The sequence below is a fragment of the Aerococcus sp. L_32 genome (genome assembly GCF_050689315.1).
Window position 1 is genome coordinate 1 of record NZ_JBOEQF010000026.1, and the last position, 19,020, is coordinate 19,020.

The 19,020-nt window shown below is 36.8% G+C and carries 19 protein-coding genes and 1 tRNA gene; 16 read left to right on the plus strand and 4 right to left on the minus strand.

The features are described from left to right. The 3 genes from infB to ACRCJ0_RS03290 all read left to right on the plus strand — a co-directional run. On the plus strand, positions 1-1,285 hold a 1,285-nt coding region (infB, locus tag ACRCJ0_RS03280), incomplete at its 5' end, for a translation initiation factor IF-2 (RefSeq protein WP_431389470.1). A 12-nt stretch (positions 1,286-1,297) separates the two neighbouring features. Continuing rightward, positions 1,298-1,693 carry a 30S ribosome-binding factor RbfA gene (gene rbfA / locus ACRCJ0_RS03285; protein WP_016897460.1) on the plus strand — a complete coding sequence of 132 codons (396 nt, stop codon included), beginning with the start codon at positions 1,298-1,300 and terminating at the stop codon, positions 1,691-1,693. A 438-nt stretch (positions 1,694-2,131) separates the two neighbouring features. Continuing rightward, positions 2,132-2,971, plus strand: coding sequence for a cell wall hydrolase (locus ACRCJ0_RS03290; protein ID WP_431389471.1), 840 nt, complete (start codon positions 2,132-2,134; stop codon positions 2,969-2,971). A gap of 227 nt (positions 2,972-3,198) precedes the next feature. Here the strand turns inward: ACRCJ0_RS03290 and ACRCJ0_RS03295 are convergent, their stop codons facing one another. The 3 genes from ACRCJ0_RS03295 to ACRCJ0_RS03305 form a co-directional block, all read right to left on the minus strand. Then, on the minus strand, positions 3,199-3,558 hold the full coding sequence (locus ACRCJ0_RS03295; protein ID WP_431389472.1) for a DUF1304 domain-containing protein: 360 nt from the start codon (positions 3,556-3,558) through the stop codon (positions 3,199-3,201). Positions 3,559-3,875: 317 nt separating this feature from the next. Further along, positions 3,876-5,024, minus strand: coding sequence for a site-specific integrase (locus tag ACRCJ0_RS03300; RefSeq protein WP_431389473.1), 1,149 nt, complete (start codon positions 5,022-5,024; stop codon positions 3,876-3,878). 64 nt (positions 5,025-5,088) lie between these two features. Then, positions 5,089-5,883, minus strand: a complete 795-nt coding sequence (locus ACRCJ0_RS03305) for a helix-turn-helix domain-containing protein (RefSeq protein ID WP_431389474.1) — start codon at positions 5,881-5,883, stop codon at positions 5,089-5,091. A gap of 149 nt (positions 5,884-6,032) precedes the next feature. Between ACRCJ0_RS03305 and ACRCJ0_RS03310 the strand changes: the two genes are divergently transcribed. The 11 genes from ACRCJ0_RS03310 (at position 6,033) to ACRCJ0_RS03360 (ending at position 16,518) form a co-directional block, all read left to right on the plus strand. Further along, positions 6,033-6,224 carry a helix-turn-helix domain-containing protein gene (locus ACRCJ0_RS03310; RefSeq protein ID WP_431389475.1) on the plus strand — a complete coding sequence of 64 codons (192 nt, stop codon included), beginning with the start codon at positions 6,033-6,035 and terminating at the stop codon, positions 6,222-6,224. 65 nt (positions 6,225-6,289) lie between these two features. Further along, complete coding sequence (locus ACRCJ0_RS03315; RefSeq protein ID WP_431389476.1) at positions 6,290-6,568, plus strand: helix-turn-helix domain-containing protein; 279 nt, start codon at positions 6,290-6,292, stop codon at positions 6,566-6,568. A gap of 178 nt (positions 6,569-6,746) precedes the next feature. Continuing rightward, positions 6,747-7,013 carry a hypothetical protein gene (locus ACRCJ0_RS03320; protein WP_431389477.1) on the plus strand — a complete coding sequence of 89 codons (267 nt, stop codon included), beginning with the start codon at positions 6,747-6,749 and terminating at the stop codon, positions 7,011-7,013. A gap of 214 nt (positions 7,014-7,227) precedes the next feature. After that, positions 7,228-10,512 carry a DEAD/DEAH box helicase family protein gene (locus tag ACRCJ0_RS03325; protein ID WP_431389478.1) on the plus strand — a complete coding sequence of 1,095 codons (3,285 nt, stop codon included), beginning with the start codon at positions 7,228-7,230 and terminating at the stop codon, positions 10,510-10,512. 208 nt (positions 10,513-10,720) lie between these two features. Continuing rightward, positions 10,721-11,074 (plus strand): hypothetical protein, encoded by a 354-nt coding sequence (locus tag ACRCJ0_RS03330; RefSeq protein ID WP_431389479.1) that lies wholly within the window; start codon positions 10,721-10,723, stop codon positions 11,072-11,074. 200 nt (positions 11,075-11,274) lie between these two features. Continuing rightward, the gene (locus ACRCJ0_RS03335; RefSeq protein ID WP_431389481.1) at positions 11,275-11,772 is read left to right on the plus strand and encodes a hypothetical protein; all 498 of its coding nucleotides are present in this window, start codon (positions 11,275-11,277) and stop codon (positions 11,770-11,772) included. A 16-nt stretch (positions 11,773-11,788) separates the two neighbouring features. Continuing rightward, entirely contained in the window at positions 11,789-12,250 is a 462-nt protein-coding gene (locus ACRCJ0_RS03340; protein WP_431389482.1) for a hypothetical protein, read from the plus strand. A gap of 648 nt (positions 12,251-12,898) precedes the next feature. Then, entirely contained in the window at positions 12,899-13,081 is a 183-nt protein-coding gene (locus ACRCJ0_RS03345) for a hypothetical protein (protein ID WP_431389483.1), read from the plus strand. Between the two features lie 52 nt (positions 13,082-13,133). Then, complete coding sequence (locus tag ACRCJ0_RS03350; protein ID WP_431389485.1) at positions 13,134-13,499, plus strand: hypothetical protein; 366 nt, start codon at positions 13,134-13,136, stop codon at positions 13,497-13,499. Positions 13,500-13,513: 14 nt separating this feature from the next. Then, complete coding sequence (locus ACRCJ0_RS03355) at positions 13,514-14,077, plus strand: hypothetical protein (protein ID WP_431389486.1); 564 nt, start codon at positions 13,514-13,516, stop codon at positions 14,075-14,077. 215 nt (positions 14,078-14,292) lie between these two features. Next, a complete protein-coding gene (locus ACRCJ0_RS03360; RefSeq protein WP_431389487.1) occupies positions 14,293-16,518 on the plus strand; it encodes a phage tail protein in 2,226 nt (741 codons plus the stop codon). Positions 16,519-16,833: 315 nt separating this feature from the next. Here ACRCJ0_RS03360 and ACRCJ0_RS03365 read toward each other — a convergent pair. Beyond that, a tRNA-Arg gene (locus tag ACRCJ0_RS03365) sits at positions 16,834-16,905 on the minus strand. Between the two features lie 293 nt (positions 16,906-17,198). On the opposite strand from ACRCJ0_RS03365, the gene clpP reads away from it, so the two are divergent. Both clpP and ACRCJ0_RS03375 read left to right on the plus strand, forming a co-directional pair. Continuing rightward, positions 17,199-17,795 carry an ATP-dependent Clp endopeptidase proteolytic subunit ClpP gene (clpP, locus tag ACRCJ0_RS03370; protein WP_069286073.1) on the plus strand — a complete coding sequence of 199 codons (597 nt, stop codon included), beginning with the start codon at positions 17,199-17,201 and terminating at the stop codon, positions 17,793-17,795. Between the two features lie 310 nt (positions 17,796-18,105). Next, positions 18,106-19,020, plus strand: a 915-nt coding sequence (locus tag ACRCJ0_RS03375; protein WP_431389488.1) for a sugar-binding transcriptional regulator, incomplete at its 3' end; no start/stop codon positions are given.

Genomic DNA, 19,020 nt, shown 5'->3' on the forward strand with positions numbered 1-19,020 from the left:
AACGGATATCGTTATCCTTGTAGTAGCAGCTGATGATGGTGTAATGCCACAAACCGTTGAGGCGATTAACCATGCCAAAGCAGCGGGTGTACCAATTATCGTTGCAGTAAACAAAATTGATAAACCAACAGCTAATCCTGATCGAGTAATGCAAGAGTTAACTGAATATGGCCTAATTTCTGAAGAGTGGGGCGGGGACACAATCTTCGTAAATATCTCAGCTAAATTTGGTCAAAATGTAAGTGACTTACTAGAAATGATTTTATTAGTTTCAGACGTAGAAGAATATAAAGCTGTACCAAACCGTTTAGCTTTAGGTTCTGTAATCGAAGCGCGTCTTGACCCATCTAAAGGTGCTATTGCGACATTATTAGTCCAAGAAGGGACATTGCGTGTTGGGGACCCAATTGTTGTTGGTGATACACATGGACGTGTCCGTGTAATGACTAATGATACTGGTCGCCGTATCAAGCAAGCTGGCCCATCAACACCAGTTGAAATCACTGGTTTACAAGAATCACCACAAGCTGGTGACCGCTTTGTAGCCTTTGATGACGAAAAAACAGCCCGTGCTGTTGGTGAAGAGCGTGCGAGCCGTGCCTTACAAGAACGTCGTCAAGCAAACCATGCTGTAACCTTAGACAACTTATTCGAAACGCTACAAGAAGGCGAATTGAAATCAGTTAATGTCATTATCAAGGGGGACGTTCAAGGTTCTGTTGAAGCCTTAGCTGGAAGCTTGAAAAAAATCGAAGTTGAAGGTGTTAAAGTAAATATCGTTCACCAAGCAGTTGGTGCAATCAACGAGAGTGATATTACTTTAGGTCAAGCGTCACAAGCCTTAATCATTGGTTTTAACGTTCGTCCTACACCACAAGCTAAATTACAAGCAGATGCAGATGAAGTAGAAGTACGTCTATACAACATCATTTACGATGCAATTAATGACGTAGAATCAGCGATGACAGGTATGTTAGACCCTGAATTCGTTGAAGAAGTAACTGGTACTGTACAAGTTCGTGAAACTTACAATGTATCTAAAGTAGGAACAATTGTTGGTGGTTACGTATTAGATGGAACAATCTACCGTAACTCACAAGTTCGTATCATCCGTGATTCAATTGTCATCTATGATGGTCAATTAGGTTCGTTACGTCGCTTTAAAGATGATGTGAAAGAAGTATCTCGTGGATTTGAACTAGGTCTTACAATTGAAAACTACAACGATATTAAAGTAGATGACGAAATTGAAGCATACCGTATGGTTGAAGTGAAGAAAAAATAGAGGTGATACACAATGGCAAAATTTAGAGCTGAACGTGTAAGTCAAGAGATCCTTCGCGATGTTAATGACATATTGAGAAAGACTGTTAAAGACCCCCGCGTTGAAGGTGTTACAATTACTGATGTAGAAGTTACTGGTGACTTACAGCAAGCAACTATTTTCTACACTACATTGAGTGAATTAGCCAGTGAACGTGAAAAAGCGCAAAAAGGTTTGGAAAAATCTAGTGGTTTAGTTCGTTCTGAAATTGGTAAACGCCTAAACATCTATAAAACACCAGAAATATTCTTTGAACGTGACCGTTCAATTGAATATGGTAACCATATCGACCAATTGCTAGCACAATTAAACAAAAAAGACGATTTTGATAGCATGTCTGACGCTGAGTCAGATAAGTTAGTCGATTAATAAGTAGAAAGGCCCCGGAATTATAGCAAGTATGCTGTAATTCTTGGGGCCTTTTTTGTTGTTTGTGAGGTTGATTTTTAGAATAAATCTTCGAAATGGGTGCGAAAATGCTGATATATCGACCTTTAGCGTGGTGAAATATACCTATTTTTCAAAAAATAATTGTTACATACAATGTCATAATTATAACTTATTAAAATATGCAATAATTGATGAAAGTGCTGTAAATGTTGTCATACTGGGAAAACGTTGAATTGTAACAATTGAGATGAAAATATTAAAAATTACAAAACATTTCAGTCCATTTAAAGCCCCTTAACGAATGGGTTTATAGGGTTTTCTTTTGAATCCATACCGTGTAGTATATTGCATGTAGTCGAAACAGTGGCTAAATAAACAGCTAAGCAATAGCTAAACAAATAAGGAGTTTTACTTAACATGAAATTTAACAAAACTATTTTAGGAACAACATTTGCATTGTCAGCATTATTTGCGACAGCAGGCTTTAACACTGAAGATGCTAAAGCAGCGGAATGGACAGCACGTAGCGTTGAAGAAGTTTCAGCTGATATGCAAGCAATTGATGAATCAACTTCTGAGTATACAGTAGTATATGGCGATACTTTATCAGTAATCGCTAATGCAGCAGGTGTTGACGTGAATACACTAGTACAAATTAATGAAATTGAAAATGCAGATTTAATTTTCCCATCTAAGTCTATTTCATTTACTAAAAATGATGAAGGTGAAGTAAATGAAGTTGTCGTAGAAGATACAAACAATAAAAAAGATACTTATAAAGTAGAGGAAGAAACTGTTGAGAAAACTGAAACAGTTGAAGAAGCAGCAGAAACAACTGTAGAACCAGTTGCATACGAAGGTGAAGAAGAAACAGCAATTGTACAAGCAACTTCATATGAAGCAGCAGAAACAACTGAAGAAACATCTTCAACTTCTTCATACATAGCAGCAGAAGAAATCCCTTACCAAGTATTGCAAGTAGTAGAAACTGAAGCTGGTCCGAGCTACTCTGAAAAAGCAGCAGTATTCTCTGTAATTCTTAACCGTGCAAACTCAGGTAACTGGGGTGGTACCTCATTTTCGGCAGTAGTTAACGCATCTGGTCAATTTGAAGTTGTTTCAAACGGTATGGCAGCTAGCGCTACAGTATCAGAACAAACTTACCAAGCTGTTAACGATGTATTAACTAACGGTGTAACTACATCAGCTGAATCATTCCGTGCTTCAGGTGACGGCGTGACAAACACATTCTTCTAATTTAAATTCAAATACAATAAACAAAAAAATCGGGAGCTCTCCCGATTTTTTGTTTATTATTTTTTGCAAGATCGATATTAAAGAGTATTGGTTTGTTTAGTTAAGTTTCATCGTTCTAATAATAGAAAAATCACCTAATTATTTGTTTACGAATAACGCGTTAAAAAAATAGAGAGTTAAACTAGGGTTCAAATAATTATCTACCTTCTATTACTCTGTGCATTCTATTATAGAAAGGTTGAGAATAAGGCTAAAATAGATAGTCCACCTTGTGTCAATATAATTTTTTTACTACTAGTGAAGCTACCATATGTGGCCACTAAAATAATGTAGACAAATATCATACGAACAATCTCAATAGAAGCGCTACTGAAAAATAATGCATATAATAGCCCTAGACCAATGAGACCATTATATATTCCCATATTTTTTAATAAGGTATTCAATGATTTCCCTCTCAACTCATCTCTTTCCATATTGAATATTCTACTTGTTTGGGCTGACGTGGTAGTAATAGTTTGTATATACATGATATAAAAGAATTCTAAAGCGACTAAAAGAGTTAATATAGTTGTTGTAACTGACATGATTAATTCCTCCCCTTAACTGATGAAGTGATCTTCTTTTTTTAAATATAAAACATTTTTATGAATTTTCAAAGGATTTATACATGCAATGTTAAGCTACATAAACATGAACACTAAAAAAGGGAAATTAAAGAATTCTATAGTTTGAGGGTAAAAAAAAGCTGTAACTCATAAATAGCAACAACCTAATAATTTTTTTATTTGAATGCGCCCGGAGGGAATCGAACCCCGAACCCACTAGAATGTTGTTGTATCAACGTTTTTATTCTATTTTAGGTAGTGATTTTATAATGTTACGCCATAAGTTACGCCATTTGCTAAAAATCTACGTACTTTGCAAACATTTGAGCCGATTTATCCCGACTATCTTTTGTAACGTATGAATAAAACGATAAAGTTGTTTGAACATCAGAATGACCCAATCTTTCCATGACATCTTTTAAAGGTACACCAGCTTCAAGCAACAGCGTGCAATGAGAAGATCTGAAACCATGTATATTTATCATAGGCAAATCAAACCTCTTACATATTTTAACTAAAGCATTTCGAGGTGCCATAGTATTTAGTGGGGTATTATCCTTCCACTTACTGAATATGTATTGGTTGGCTTGAATAGCATTGAAACCAAAACCAATTAAAGTTTTCGCCTGTTCAGCTTTCCATGCTTTGAGTATCTTAATTGTGTTATCGTCAATAGTGATTGTCCGCATGCTAGATTCGTTCTTAGTAGATCCTACATACTGACCGTTCTCGCCACGTTTAACAGCTTTATTGACGGTCAAAAGACCTTGCTTAGTGTCGATATCATCCCACGTTAAAGCGAGCGCCTCACCACGTCTAAGACCAGTAAAAGCTAATATACGAAAGAACGCCTCCCATTTTCGGGTATTCATTTCACTTAGACAAGTCATGAACGCTTCTAATTGTTCCCTCGTGTAGAAGTCTAGTGTTTCCTTTTTATGTTTAATCAAAGGTTTGCTAGGTAAAATAACAAAATCGCAAGGGTTATCCTTGATGTATTTCAGTTTATAGGCATATTTCAATACACGATTAAACTTATTGAATACTTTCCTATATTCTTGTAAAATCTCCCGCCATTCATGAACAGCAGTTTGCACTTGGCTTACTTGTATTTTATCGATATAATATTTACCAAAGCGGGGAAGAATATGCGTTCTGAATACCTGTTTCGTTTTAACTAGGGTGCTTTGTTCGACATCCTTCTCATAAATTAAAAGCCACTCTTGATAGAGAGCCTCAAAGGTCATTCTTTGGGGTTCTTTTTTTATACCCTCATTTTGAAATTGCACCTTTGCATTATTGTAGTAACGTTGTGCCTCTTTCTTAGTTTTGAAACCACGCTTGTTAGCTTCTTTTTTTTCGCCAGTCAAGGGGTCAACACCAAGATAGCCCCGAACCCGCCAAAACGTACCTTTATTTGTTTCATATTGCTTATATGTTGCCAATAGTAACAGTCCTTCCTTAACGTGTTCCCGCACCAAAAGAAAGGAAAAGGTGTTTTTATATAAATTAGTATTCAATAGGGGAGCGATAATCAAGAATTTGTTCATTCTCGAAACCGTATTTTGTTATAAGAAAAACTTCTTTTAATGTTTGTTTATTATTGATATTGTCCTTCCAACCCCATTCTCGACCCTCGAAGTATAGATATATAATATCTCCCCAATGTTGCCTAATAATATCAACAACTTGTTTGGAGGATGTTAAATCTTCGTCTAGAATAATATCTTTTTCTAAAGTTATAGGATCCTCATATATTACCTGAATACCAGTGAAGTAATTTAAATCAATTTTATAATCATCATCAGATAATTCATTAACGGGCTTTAAAATGTAAATAATATGATCGAAAACATAAAACGAATATTCTAAAGGTTGTTTTCTGATTAATTCCCTTTTGTACTGTGTCGCTATATCAACATAGCTAATATTATTTAAGAGATCTCCTAAAACAAGAGGATCTTCATCAGAATTTTCAAGTGCTATGTAATCTTTTTCAGCTTGAATACTTATTCCCAAGAGAATGCCGTCTAACTTTTGAAAGTCTGTTTGGTGGGTATCAAAATATGATTCATCATCAGATTTTTCTTTCAAAGTTGAATTATCTTTTTTACCACCAAAAAAATATGCACTAGAAACGTTTAACTTATCCGAAAGCTTGCTGATCGTTTCAGCGCTGGGACTTTTTCTATCATTTTCTAAGTCGCCCAAATATGAGCGAGATATACCAATTTCTTCTGCGAAATCTTTTTGAGTCATATTTCTTTCTAACCTCAACTCTTTTATGCGAGTACCAATACTCATGTATACACCTCTTTTCTATTATTCTAACTCAATTTTACAAAAAAAAGACGCCGATAGCAAACTTTTATATTGACGCCGATAGAGATAGTGTGTATACTGTAATTAGGCTGATGACGCCGATAGAATAAAAAAGTGAGGAGGTGGTTTACATGAAAATGTCGTTACAAGACAGAATGGTTGAAACAATGATTATTTATAGAAAGAGAAATAAATTAAGTCAAAAAGAATGCGCCAATAAGATAGGTATATCTAGAAGTTATTACTCAGATATTGAGAATAAACGAAGTAAACCTAGCTTTGATACTCTAGAAAAAATGAATGATTTATTCTTCTTTTTTTAATCATAAATGACGCCGATAGAATAACAAGTGAATATGATAGATGTATCTAAAGGAGGTGAAAATACATGAGTTTGCAACTGGAATTACCCCAATCGTTCTATACAGCTTTACAGAACGAATTAAAAGATGTATATGCAGAGGCTATGGCAGAAGCTAAGCGAGACCTCGGAATATCGCGAGAGTATCTAACGGTAAAAGAGGCGTGCGAATATGTAAGTGTATCGAACGCAACATTCACAAATAATTTTATAGCAGAAGGTCTACCGACATTCAAAATCGGTCAAAAAATCTATGTTCGTAAAAGCGATATAAACAATTTCATTTCTCAACACAGAATCAATTAAAAAAATAAGAGTGTTCCCGCACCAAAGGAAATGAAAAAAGGGCATAAAAAAAGACTTAGCAGAGCGCCAACTCACTAAGTCCGTACAGCTAGAATTACCACATTCACAAGCTTTTTATGCCTTTATTATACACCATATAGAAACTAAAAACAATATTTGTATATGAAGGAGATTTACCATGAATAAATTAAACCAAAAAGTTGAGTTACAAATGACAACGCACTGTGCATCACAAGAAACCCAAATTTTAAGTGATTATTTAAGCGAGATAGAGCGCTTGGTAGTCGAATTCGAGAATGAAAGAACCAGCGAGACTATGCTTGCACTTGCTTATGAAGCAACTAGATCCATTGCCCACTTAGTGTATTTGAATAACAACGTATTAGAAAAACTTATTCAAATTGATGAACTCGCCAGCATTGATGTAGATGTTGAGGAGGCGTAGAAAAATGCAGAAATATATGACCCAAAAGCAATTCATAAATTTCAAACAATGGCAATGGTGCTATATTTTCACAATATCAGTCATGCTTATATTTTTTGTGGATATGAAAACAGCTTTGGCGTGTACTTTAATTGGTGCATACAGCTTACTAAAATTGATGAGATGGCGGTTTTTCGACTAAACGAAGATTATCAGATAGGGAAGGAGGGCTAGCTTGACGGTAGAAACACAAAGCAACACACCACAAACCACAATCGAATATCAGCACGAGGATTCAAAACATTTTGTAAAAGTGGTTGATATGCAATTGACAGCTAAGCCCTCAAAGTCTGATACCAAGACATTCAACGCTTTATACCAGCGCATGAAACAACAGTTTTCTCGTGAAATGACTGTACATGAGTTATTAGAACTTGCCACAAATGGTTTTTCATTTCAAGTTGGCGAGTATGGTTATAACCTAACGGGCGAACAAAAGCGAGATATTCGAGAGTTGCAAAGAGAAGATAATGCCGAAGCCGTTCTTTATATTGAAGATATTAAAGCGAAAGGCAATAAGCGAGTTTCTACTTCCTTAATTGTGATTGATGTTGATGACGACTTTTCAGAGTATGACCCTCATGAAGTATTTGAAAATAGCAATGCTAGTGGAGGTTATTTTACATTCTCCCACCAAACCATATCAGAGCATAGTCTAAGACCACAAAACGCTTATAGGTTGATTTTTGAGTTATCAGAACCCGTTAAAAATCAGTTGGCTGAATATATTGAAACTAGATTGATTGAAGAACTGAAATCTAAATTCCCTCGTATAGCTTTAATGGAGATGGCAGATATCGAACCGACCCTATCGAAACAATTTATTTTCGGTTCGAGAAACAAGGATATTTACTATAACCCTATTAACGTGATTGATGTTGAGCCGTATAAAGATGAATTTAAGTCATTTGAAGATTTAAGAGTATTTGAAAAAATGCTAACGAACCAAAGCAGATACCAGCAAGCACCAGTCACCAGCCAAGAGTATATTGCTATGGCTGAATTTTACGGGAAGAACGGGAGTCAGTTAGATTATGGGCAATGGATCAGTACAACGCTAGGGATAGCGCACTCAAGCAAGATGGGTTTGTTAGACGAAACAAGCGCCGTCAGAGCCATGCAAGCATTCGATGCCGATAATCACGAATTGGAATATTATCAAAAAATTTATGATAAAGCAGACGAAACCAAGCCCAATGCAAGTACGATTGCCTCGCTTGTATATCATGCAAAAAAGGCTGGTTATAAGTCGTCAAAGGAATTTAAGTATAATAACCCACCAATTGACGAGAACGAGCTTAAAACGGCTTTAAAAGACATTCATGTAGATAGACAACTCCAGCAAGAACAACTAATGGATATTATCCAAGACGGACACAAAAACGTTCTTCTAAACAGCCCTACCGGTTCGGGTAAAACGACAGCCACCGTAAATGCCCTTAAAAGATACCTAGACACCAACGTTGATGCAGTTGCTTATATCGCTATGCCAAGCAAGGTTTTGGCTGAACAAACGGCATCTAATCACAATCTAGGTAGGGCTTTTATTGGCAGATTGAATATCCAAAACGTGATTCATCAAAATTTAGCAAAGACCAAAATGAAGTTGTTTGTCGGTTCATACGATAAGACGAAAAAGGTTATTCAAAATTTACACGCTGATGGAAAAGACGTCATTCTAGTAGTGGACGAGATACACAAATTTGTTAGCGATTATTCGTATCGTTCTAAGGCAATTAACGAGGTATTAGACGTTGCTAAGCAAGATAACGTCAAGATGATTGGACTAAGTGGAACGCCCGAAATATTAGACTATTCGGAGTTTGATGCCATTTACAACGTCATCCAGCAAAACGCTATTAAACCCTACTCAAAAATAGATTTTGCGATTTATCAAGATGCCAAATCATTTGAAAGTGAAACAACTGCTTTGATTTTCAATGAAGTGAAAAAGGGCAACAAGGTATTGGCTTTTGTGAATAACAAGAATGCTATTAAAAACATTGATTCGGTACTAACTAAACGAGGAATTAAAGTCGGTACGATTACCAGCGAAACGACACGACAGGCAGAGAGCGAAAGCACATATAAATACCTTGTCAAGAATGAGAGGTTTCCAAACGGCGTGGACGTGATTCTAGCAACCGTCGCAATAGCCGATGGAATTAACATATTGAACGAGAATGCTCATTATGTTTGTATGATTAGCCCCCATTACAGTTTATCCAAGTTGTTTGACCTTGCCACCATTAAACAGGCAGTAAATAGGTTTCGTAACCATTACGATAAGATTATTATTCCTATGTTTGTAAAAAAAGATATGGATAAAGATGAAAAAGAGGGCGGAGATCCAAGCCGGTTGAAGCGTTATAAAGCCTTTAACCTAGAGTACCGTTATAAAACACTTGTAGAACAATCAGAGGGCATCCAAAGATACTTGAAAGACCGTTTCTATGACCAAGTGCACACCTACACACCTAGTTTATTTGAACGGCTAACAGGGTTCAGAAGTCGAGTATACCAGCAGAGTGAAGCTGATAAAGAATTTATCAAAATTGCACTCATGGAAGAACAAAAGAAAAACGCTAGACCTCAATTGCCATACGATGAAAATGCGGTTCTTGAACTTGAACGGATGCGAGAATCACTATTCGATATTGATTATAGATATTTGAGAAAAGAAGCCACCACGGCAATGAACGACTATTACAGTTATTTCCCAAGGGCTTTTATTACACAAGTAACTAGATACCTTGAAGTTGATTCTGATACATTTTTCGCCAGTGAGTACATAAAAGATAATGATGCCAGCAGTGAAATCGACCAAAATTTTAAAGCCATTCACAAAGAAATTTTGAAAAGTGAAAAAAAGAAAGCTGAAAATGTTGCGGAAATTCTATCCGAACCGTTATTTGTCAAACTCCAAAGGGAATACTTTGAAACGAACAAGATAGAGGAAGATGTAGACCCAGCCAACTATTTGTTACAGGCAATGAATAAGCATCACGGCAAAGCAACACTTGGATTGGTCAAATTTTGTACTTACGAGCAGACGATTCATGAGTTACGGCGAATTGAAAAACGGGCGCAAATGTATGAATTGAGAAATCAGTTGCGTACAGTGGAGGAAATCGAAGGTTTCCACCGCAACAAAGGACGTAAGTCAGCCACCCAATTGTTATTGGCTGAATTGATTAATAGTTTACAAGGATCAGGCGAAGAAGTTTCAACTGATGATGAGAAAGCAACCATGAAGAAAGTTGCCACCAAATTTAAGACTACTTCTAAGAAAGTAAAGGAGGTTTACAACAGAATGATTGTTTTTGATACAGCTAGAGATAGTAAGCAAAGATATAAATACAACTACCAACTTATTACCTTAGACTATATTGCTAGACGACATGGTTTCGAGTATGAAGAAGTTTGTGAAATGTACAAGATTTTAAGAAAAATAAACTAATGACATTTATTGACCCGTTTTATTATAGATATATATCATTAAATTGTCGAATAAATGTCATACCCAAAAACCTACTGCCACAAGGGAAATCGTGAAAGTTTACCGGCGAAAAAACACCCATTTTTAACCCCCTAAATTTCGCCGGAAAAACTACTTAAAAACAGCTAAAAATCGACCATTAAAAAAATCACAAGAGGAGAAAAACACAATGACATTGGAAGAATTACAACTAGAACACGAGAGATTGATTGATAACTACATGCGACAACACAGCGATATTGTTACCTTGAAATTTGAAAAAGAAAAACTGGAAACTGAAATCGAAAAACTAAAAAACGAAAATGATGGTTTATATGAAGATATTCGTGTTTTGGATGTAAAGCATGATGAATTGAAATCAGAGTACGAAGATGCAGAGTACGAACGAGATAGCTTATATTGGCAGTATTGGGAGTTAAAAGAAAAGTGCGAAACAGTAAACCGAGTCGCTAACTATTACTTGATGAATCAAGTGGATTTAGAGGAATTGCTAGGCAGTATTGTGTTATTAAAAAATGATTGAAATTGACGGACAAGAAACGGAGGCACGAACATGGAACAGCTTAAAGAATTACCACACCGACACTACAATTCAACTATGAGCGTTCTGTTATGCCCTTAAATTAAAGGGGCGATGGATAATTTGAAACAGGCGAGATTACCACCAAACAAGCTATATTGCTGCTATTACTACCAATGTTTTAATGAAGGAGATTTATATAAATGAAAATTACAGATACAAAATTACAAGAGTTAAAGATTGCGATTGCCAAATCAGAAGAATCGTTTCAAGCCAAAAAAGATAAGTTGCAAGTTGCATTGGATAAATCGACTAACGACATCGAACAGGCGACCGACAACTTGAATAAAGCTAAGTTAGGTGATGATCCTACTGCTTATAGTGAAGCCCGTAAAGCATTGCAATTGGCAAAGGATAGCAAAGAATTCTTTAATCATAAATTGTCTAGTTTAGAAAAGGAATCTTTATTAACTGATGAAGCATTGGCGGAGGCGACAGCCAACAAAGAAAACGCAGAGGCGGAAGTTGCCAAGATGTTGAAGAAGATTGGAGAAATTGCCAATGAACAAGCTAGCTATACTCGAGAATTAAACGATAATTTGAAATCACTTGGGTTACCAGCTAACAAAGACGGTTTCAAGCTGACCTACTTTGATACCTATATCCAAGCCAGCCCACTATACAAAGAACTTTTTAAATAAGAAAGGATAATTACTTATGACTAATGAAAAACCAATTTATGTAACAGATTCATCAAGAGCTAAGGCGCTAGCGGACTATGAAAAATATATCGAGATGACACCATTGGAGCAATCGCTATACAATCAAAAACGTTCAAAGCTATACATTTCCGATGACGGCGATGTGGATGTTGATACCATGAAGAAAATGGCGGAATCCAAAGAACAGGCAGCACAGGACTATTATGCAAAAAAGTCCGCAGTTAGACAGGCAGAATATGAAGCCGAACGAGTTGAAGCACAGGAATTCATGAAGTCTTATGATGATTTTTTAGTCAAGAAGAACGAAGAAAAAGCCGAGCAAGAAATCGCCAAGGCTAAGGCGGAAGCTGATGAACATATCGAGAGAACTGTCCGACACGCAAACAATCTTAAGACGGAAGGCGAACAAGAAAAGGATAATGCTTTGAAGGGTATGCTAAAAGGTTTATTTGGTTAATTCACTAGACACAGGCGAATCATCTCGCTTGTGTCTTTATATGATGTACAGCAGTAAGGAACAGGATGTAAGAGATATAGGGGGGGTACTGGTATATAGCGAGGTAGCTTTAATTTTTACCCCACCCCTTACTTATACACCGACACCCTACCATGCACCAGCCACCCCAACTACCCACACCCTAGGTCTACCATGCACCACACAGCGTCTCACAGCGTTTCATTTATACAGAGTTAAGATGATAACTGTTTATTTATTTATTATTTTATTTATTTATTTAAATAATCTTTTATATTATCCAGTTGACCTATCAAGTTGGTTGACCCCAGCAGTATAAACATAGCTAGACAGAAACCAAAAATCTAATCATGATTAAAAAATATTATGGCAATGTTGCGACCAGCTCATCGAGTTTAGATATTTACAAATTGAGAATATAATCTATAAAAAAATAAATTTAAAAAACTTTATAACAATTACCAATCACGCAATCAAATATAGGTAAATAAGGCAAATGCTTGCGTTCTAAGACGGTTAAAAGATACTCGGGGCATATCTCCCGCACCCTCACCCTAGAAAGCCCTTCATGCCGTACTGAACATTATTCCTCGTGTTAAATCATTCTAAAATAAAGGAAGTGAACTAAAAATGATAAAGCAATGCACTATTTGCGGTAATGACTTTGAAGCCTCCACCAATAACGCTAAATATTGTAGTGATCCATGCAAGAAAAAGGGGCGGAAGTTATCCCAAAGAGAATGGCGTGCTAACCACAAAAGCTATTTTAAAGAGAAGATGATTGCCTACCGTAAGAAGAAAAGAAATCCATAAATGCTAGCCTATCCAGTTGCGATGTACTCATTATCAAGAAGGAGGTTGAACGGTGTCATTTTATAGTAGACCTAAATTCGTGCTGAAAAGGTGGAAAATATATGCCATGCACAAAGATGAACTAAGTAAGTTTGAAATCAATGATTATAAAAAAATTATGACCGCTTTAAAGAATGCACCTAAGCCACTGCTTCAATTTATTCATAGTTTCTTTTATGAACATGCTGAAATAGTTGAAGCGTATGGAACTAAAAGACATGTAGGGAGTGCCTACACAAATAAACTCATGAAATACGATGATTATTGCGATATGGTGGGAATCACTAGGCACGAATTCAACAATCAAATGACTCAAGTTTGCTTACTGATGTATGAACATTATTTCAAAGAAACCAAAGAAGAATATACGAGTAGATAATAAGGGGGTTAGTCATGGAGAGGGCAACTGACAAAGAAATTAAGTACCATATCAGGCGACATATAGCCTTGCCATATAAGATTAAACGACTAGAAACAGAACGCCTTAAATCGCAATTATATGCGTATAGTGTTCAATCATTTACAGGCACCTCACAATATGGTTTCACAATAGATGATTATACGCACGCTATTAACATTGAACAATTTGTTATTCGCTTGGTATTAAATCAAGAATCATTAGACAGGCAAATAAACGCCCTTAAATTGCGTTATAAGCTATTCAAAGAGTTGTTGCCCACTCTTGACTACCCAACACTTAAAACCCTTTTAAAACACGATTATTTAAGCGATTATGAGGTTATGGTTTATAGTGAGATACAAGAAATCAACTACTACATTGACCAGCACAAACAAGCCAAAAGACAACAGCAGTCAGATAATGAAGTTGCTAGCCTAGATTTAACAGAAACTGATATTAACGCTATATTGACCAGTGATGATGGGGGAAGCACCAAAGAAACAAAAATCAGTGTATTGAATGCGGTTGAAGACGAGCTAATGGCTATGCTGGAGTAAAGCCCAAAGGTTTTGGATATATAAATGTAGTATTTAATAGTAGAAAGATTCAGATTAGGGCGTATAGATTGGGGAGGGTTTGAATATCCTTATAAAACAGAACATTGGTTACCTATGATATTAGTACCAACCAAAAATGGTATTAAAAACTTGAAGGGTGGTGGTCTATGATACTTATGTAGTCGTCATTGTAACTAGATAGAAGAAAAAAAGAGGTGATTTATATAGCAACAGAATTAGGAAAAGCATACGTGCAAATTGTGCCTTCAGCAAAAGGTATCAAAGGTATGATCGAACAGTCTATGGGCGGAGAAGTGAAATCTAGTGGGAAATCGCTAGGTAGTTCACTGGGTAGTTCGCTAATGAGCAGTGTTAAAACAGTCGCAGTTGCTGGTGGTGCTGCAGTTGGCTCGGCAATAGCCGGTACAATAGCTGGCGGTGTAGCAGAAGGTGCCAAGTTAGAACAATCACTTGGTGGTATTGAAACACTATTTAAAGAGAATGCGGACACTGTTATCAAGAGCGCTCAAAACGCATATAAAACGGCCGGTGTATCGGCTAACCAATACATGGAGCAAGCTACTAGCTTTAGTGCTACGTTATTACAAGGTTTAGGCGGAGATACTGCTAAAGCTGCGAAGTATGCTGATAGAGCCATTGTTGACATGTCTGATAATGCGAATAAGATGGGTACTGATATCGGTATGATTCAGAATGCTTATCAAGGGTTTGCAAAAGACAACTATACAATGCTAGATAACTTATCCCTTGGGTATGCTGGTACACAAGAGGGTATGGCTAATTTAATTAACGATTCAGGCGTACTAGGTGGCGCATTTGAAGCGACCGCAGAAAACGTTAAAGATATTCCATTCCACACGATGGTTGAGGCTATTCACGAAATTCAAGATGAAATGGGAATAGCTGGCGCAACCTCTCAAGAAGCAAGTGAAACGGTGTCAGGATCGTTCGCAGCGATGAAAGCATCCGCACAAAACGTACTAGGTAATATAGCACTTGGTGGGGAAAATTTAATTCCCTCGATTCAATCATTAATCGAAACTAGTAAAACTTTTTTAATAGACAACCTAGCACCAATGGTATGGGAAATCGTATCTAATTTACCTGTATTGTTTTCAACCGCAATGGAAGGTTTAGGCCCAGCTTTAATGCAAAGTGGTACTGACCTTATGAACATGCTAGGCATCGGTATAGAGGGTGGTGTCGGTGGCATTGTTGAGAAATTTACAACCGCCATTGCACCATTGACTGAAGCAACGCAAACGGTATTTGGGCAACTACCAGAACTAATCGGAAGTATTGGGGAAACAATCACACCACTTATCGACATGGTAGCTAATGCTTTCACACAACTGGACTTTAGCGGTTTAGCAACATTCGTTGAAGCTATCCTACCAGCATTACAAGCTGGGTTTGAAACGTTTATGAGTGTTGCTGGTCCAGCCATTTCAACATTCGTAGATAGTTTCGTAAATCTATGGAACGTATTGCAACCAGTGTTAGCGATACTAGCTGAAGCGTTGATGCCTGTATTACAAATTCTAGGTGCATTCCTAGGTGGTGTGCTTAAAGGTGCGCTAATGGCTATCACAGGGCTATTTGACATGCTAGCAGTTGCGATTCAATGGCTTACACCGTTAATTAATTTCTTGGTACAAGCGTTGAAATTTGTATCTCCTGTTTTGCAATTCATTGCAGAATGGGTAGGGGTAGCAATTGGTCTATTCGCAAACTTTGGTAGTTCAGCTAATGGTTTAAAAGGTATGATGAAAAGCGCTTGGGAGAATATAGGAAACATAATTAAGGCTTCCAAAGATATAATCAAAAAGGTTATTGACGGTTTGATAACTGGTTTCACTAGTTTTGGTAGCGCAGGAAAAGCTATGAGTAACGTCATAAGAAGTGCTATCCAAGTTGTTAAAAATGTATTCAACTCATTAAAAAATATAAATCTAGCTGATGCTGGTAATGCCATCATGAACTCGTTTCTTGGTGGTTTAAAACGAGCTTGGGAAGGCGTGAAGAACTTTGTTGGTGGCATCGCAGACTGGATAAAAGAACATAAAGGTCCAATTAGTTATGACCGTAAATTGCTAATTCCAGCAGGTCGAGCAATCATGCAAGGTTTTAACGATAGTTTGATGGATAACTTCAAAACTGTTAAATCAAACATTTCTAGCGTTGCTGGTGAAATTCAAAATGAAGTAGCTGGTGTGAATGGAATGAACTTAAACACGCCAAGCGGAACATGGGATATTAACGCCAACACCGCTTTGGATAGCGGACTAAGCGAAAATGCTATTTATGTGAATGCTAACTGGGAAGTGGACGGAAAACTTTTAGCACAGACAACAGAGCGACATCATCAAGAAAACGGTGGAAACTTACAACGACTTAGAGGAAGGGGGCTTGCCTATTAAATAAAAAGAGCACTCTAATCACTGGATTTAAAATATCATCTAAAATAAGTTATTCCAATAAACTAGCCCTTACTTCCTTAATTGGAGGTAGGGGCTTTTTTATTGCAATAAAAAAAGCCTTACTCATAGAAGTAAAAGCCAACAATTATATTTCATTTCTTTTAGAACGGGAACACGCATATTTTTTAAAAAAGTTACGCTATATGTTACGCCATTTAATACGGAACATTACAACTCAATGGGATTCATACTTGTTTCAAAACCTTATTATACTAACGTTTATAGCGTGTTTCGAAACCTTTTAAAATGCTCAAATGCGCCCGGAGGGAATCGAACCCCCATCATAAGAACCGGAATCTTATGTGATATCCATTACACTACGGGCGCAAATTTTTGTATATTTTGCTTAAAAAACAATAACAGGATTATTATAGCCTAGTTTTTAGTCAAATTCAAGCGTTTATAGGAATCTGGTGGCATCAATTGTTCTTAACAATTGATAATGTCTTAGGTATTAACTAGAGAAAATGTCTCGTTTTCAAGTCATGAAGGCCAGCTATTGGGCAGAATGAACCTTCTATGCTAAAATGATAAGGCAAGTCAAAAAAGTTATATTTGTTGACCAATTTTGACCATAAAGGTATAATACCAATATACAAGTTTAAAAGGAGGACATTTAAATGAATTTAGTACCAACAGTTATTGAACAATCTTCTCGCGGTGAACGTGCTTATGATATTTACTCTCGTTTATTAAAAGACCGTATTATTATGTTGAGCGGGGAATTCAATGACGATTTAGCCAACTCAATCATTGCGCAATTATTATTTTTAGATGCTCAAGATCCAGATAAAGATATCTACCTATACATTAATTCACCAGGTGGTTCTATCACTTCAGGTATGGCAATCTATGATACTATGCAATTCGTACATGCAGATGTACAAACAATTGTAATGGGTATGGCTGCATCAATGGGGTCATTTATTGCGGCTGCCGGAACCAAAGGTAAACGTTTTGCTTTACCAAATGCTGAAATCTTAATCCACCAACCATTAGGTGGTGCTCAAGGACAAGCAACTGAAATTGAAATTGCTGCACGTCACATCTTGAAAACAAAAGAAAAAATGAACCGTCTATACTCTGAAATGACTGGTCAACCTGTAGAAGTGATTGAACGCGATACCGACCGTGACAACTGGTTAACTGCAGAAGAAGCTTTAGAATATGGTTTATTAGATCAAATCATGACTAAAAACGATGAATTACAAAAATAGTTAACCAATTTTAAGTATAGAGAAGTGGGGTAAAACCTGCTTCTTTTTCTTTAAGGCGTTCGATATAGCCCGTGGAAATGTCCTTAAATATATATTCTTTGTAAGGCGTATAGCTGTCATGGCGTGTAGAAGAAAAGTGGGCTTAAAAGCTTGCAAGCGGATAAATTTATTGGTATGATTACTCTTGTAAAGAGATATGATTCGAAGGAATCAATTTTTTTACCGGAGGGTGGTCAAAAAAAGACACGCTGGACAATAAAAGTCCAAGTGTTTTTACACTCCACGTTTTTGTACTAGGAAAGTGGGGACTATGGACGAATTATTTAAAAGTATTACTGAAGTAGTGCCGGAAGTTCAGAAGACCTATTTTGAGAGAATTAGCGTATTACAGCGGATTTTCAAAGATGGTCCGATTGGTCGGAAGGGACTAGCTGAAAAGTTAGGAATTACCGAACGACCGCTACGTACAATTACAGATGTTTTGAAACAACAAGGTCTCATTGATTCTTCTCCTGCGGGTATGACAATTACGCCAAAAGGGGAACGAGCAATTGCTACAGGTCAAGACTTGTGGCGTGATACAAATAAAATTCACCTACAAGAAAAACATTTGGCTGATGTGCTCAACATAGCAGATGCTCGAATTGTTTCAGGAGATATCGACCAGGATCAACATATTTTGTTTGAAATGGGTCTACAAGTTTCAAAATACTTAGACACGAATTTACCAGCGGGGAATCATACGATTGCTGTTACTGGTGGTTCAACTATGCTAGAGGTGAGTGAACATGTTCAAATAGCACCTTCTGCTGACAGACACTTTACTGTTGTCGCAGCTAGGGGTGGAATCGGAGATGCTTCAGCAACCCAAGCCAACACAATTAGCGATATTCTAGCGCAAAAGTTATACGGTCATAATATTTCCTTATATGCTCCTGAGAATTTATCTGAGGTGGCAAATATGGCTTTAATGAATGATCCTGTGATTCAATCAACTTTAAAGCGGTTAAAAGAGGCTAACATTTTACTTTTTAGTGTTGGTAATGCTAAAATTATGGCAAGGCGTAGGGGACTTGATTTAGAAAGTTCATCTAAGATTAAGAGTAACCACGCTGTAGGGGAAGTGTTCGGGTGTTTCTTTGATAAGGAAGGGAACATAGTGCATCGAATCCCTAGAATCGGTCTTCAACTTGAAGACTTGGCAGATATTGATTTGCCAATTCTG

Bases quoted from the DNA above. Each gene is read 5' to 3' on its own strand.
- rbfA (WP_016897460.1), top strand. From the start codon at position 1,298: ATGGCAAAATTTAGAGCTGAACGTGTAAGTCAAGAGATCCTTCGCGAT.
- ACRCJ0_RS03290 (WP_431389471.1), top strand. From the start codon at position 2,132: ATGAAATTTAACAAAACTATTTTAGGAACAACATTTGCATTGTCAGCA.
- ACRCJ0_RS03295 (WP_431389472.1), bottom strand. From the start codon at position 3,558: ATGTCAGTTACAACAACTATATTAACTCTTTTAGTCGCTTTAGAATTC.
- ACRCJ0_RS03305 (WP_431389474.1), bottom strand. From the start codon at position 5,883: ATGAGTATTGGTACTCGCATAAAAGAGTTGAGGTTAGAAAGAAATATG.
- ACRCJ0_RS03310 (WP_431389475.1), top strand. From the start codon at position 6,033: ATGAAAATGTCGTTACAAGACAGAATGGTTGAAACAATGATTATTTAT.
- ACRCJ0_RS03315 (WP_431389476.1), top strand. From the start codon at position 6,290: ATGAGTTTGCAACTGGAATTACCCCAATCGTTCTATACAGCTTTACAG.
- ACRCJ0_RS03320 (WP_431389477.1), top strand. From the start codon at position 6,747: ATGAATAAATTAAACCAAAAAGTTGAGTTACAAATGACAACGCACTGT.
- ACRCJ0_RS03330 (WP_431389479.1), top strand. From the start codon at position 10,721: ATGACATTGGAAGAATTACAACTAGAACACGAGAGATTGATTGATAAC.
- ACRCJ0_RS03335 (WP_431389481.1), top strand. From the start codon at position 11,275: ATGAAAATTACAGATACAAAATTACAAGAGTTAAAGATTGCGATTGCC.
- ACRCJ0_RS03340 (WP_431389482.1), top strand. From the start codon at position 11,789: ATGACTAATGAAAAACCAATTTATGTAACAGATTCATCAAGAGCTAAG.
- ACRCJ0_RS03345 (WP_431389483.1), top strand. From the start codon at position 12,899: ATGATAAAGCAATGCACTATTTGCGGTAATGACTTTGAAGCCTCCACC.
- ACRCJ0_RS03355 (WP_431389486.1), top strand. From the start codon at position 13,514: ATGGAGAGGGCAACTGACAAAGAAATTAAGTACCATATCAGGCGACAT.
- clpP (WP_069286073.1), top strand. From the start codon at position 17,199: ATGAATTTAGTACCAACAGTTATTGAACAATCTTCTCGCGGTGAACGT.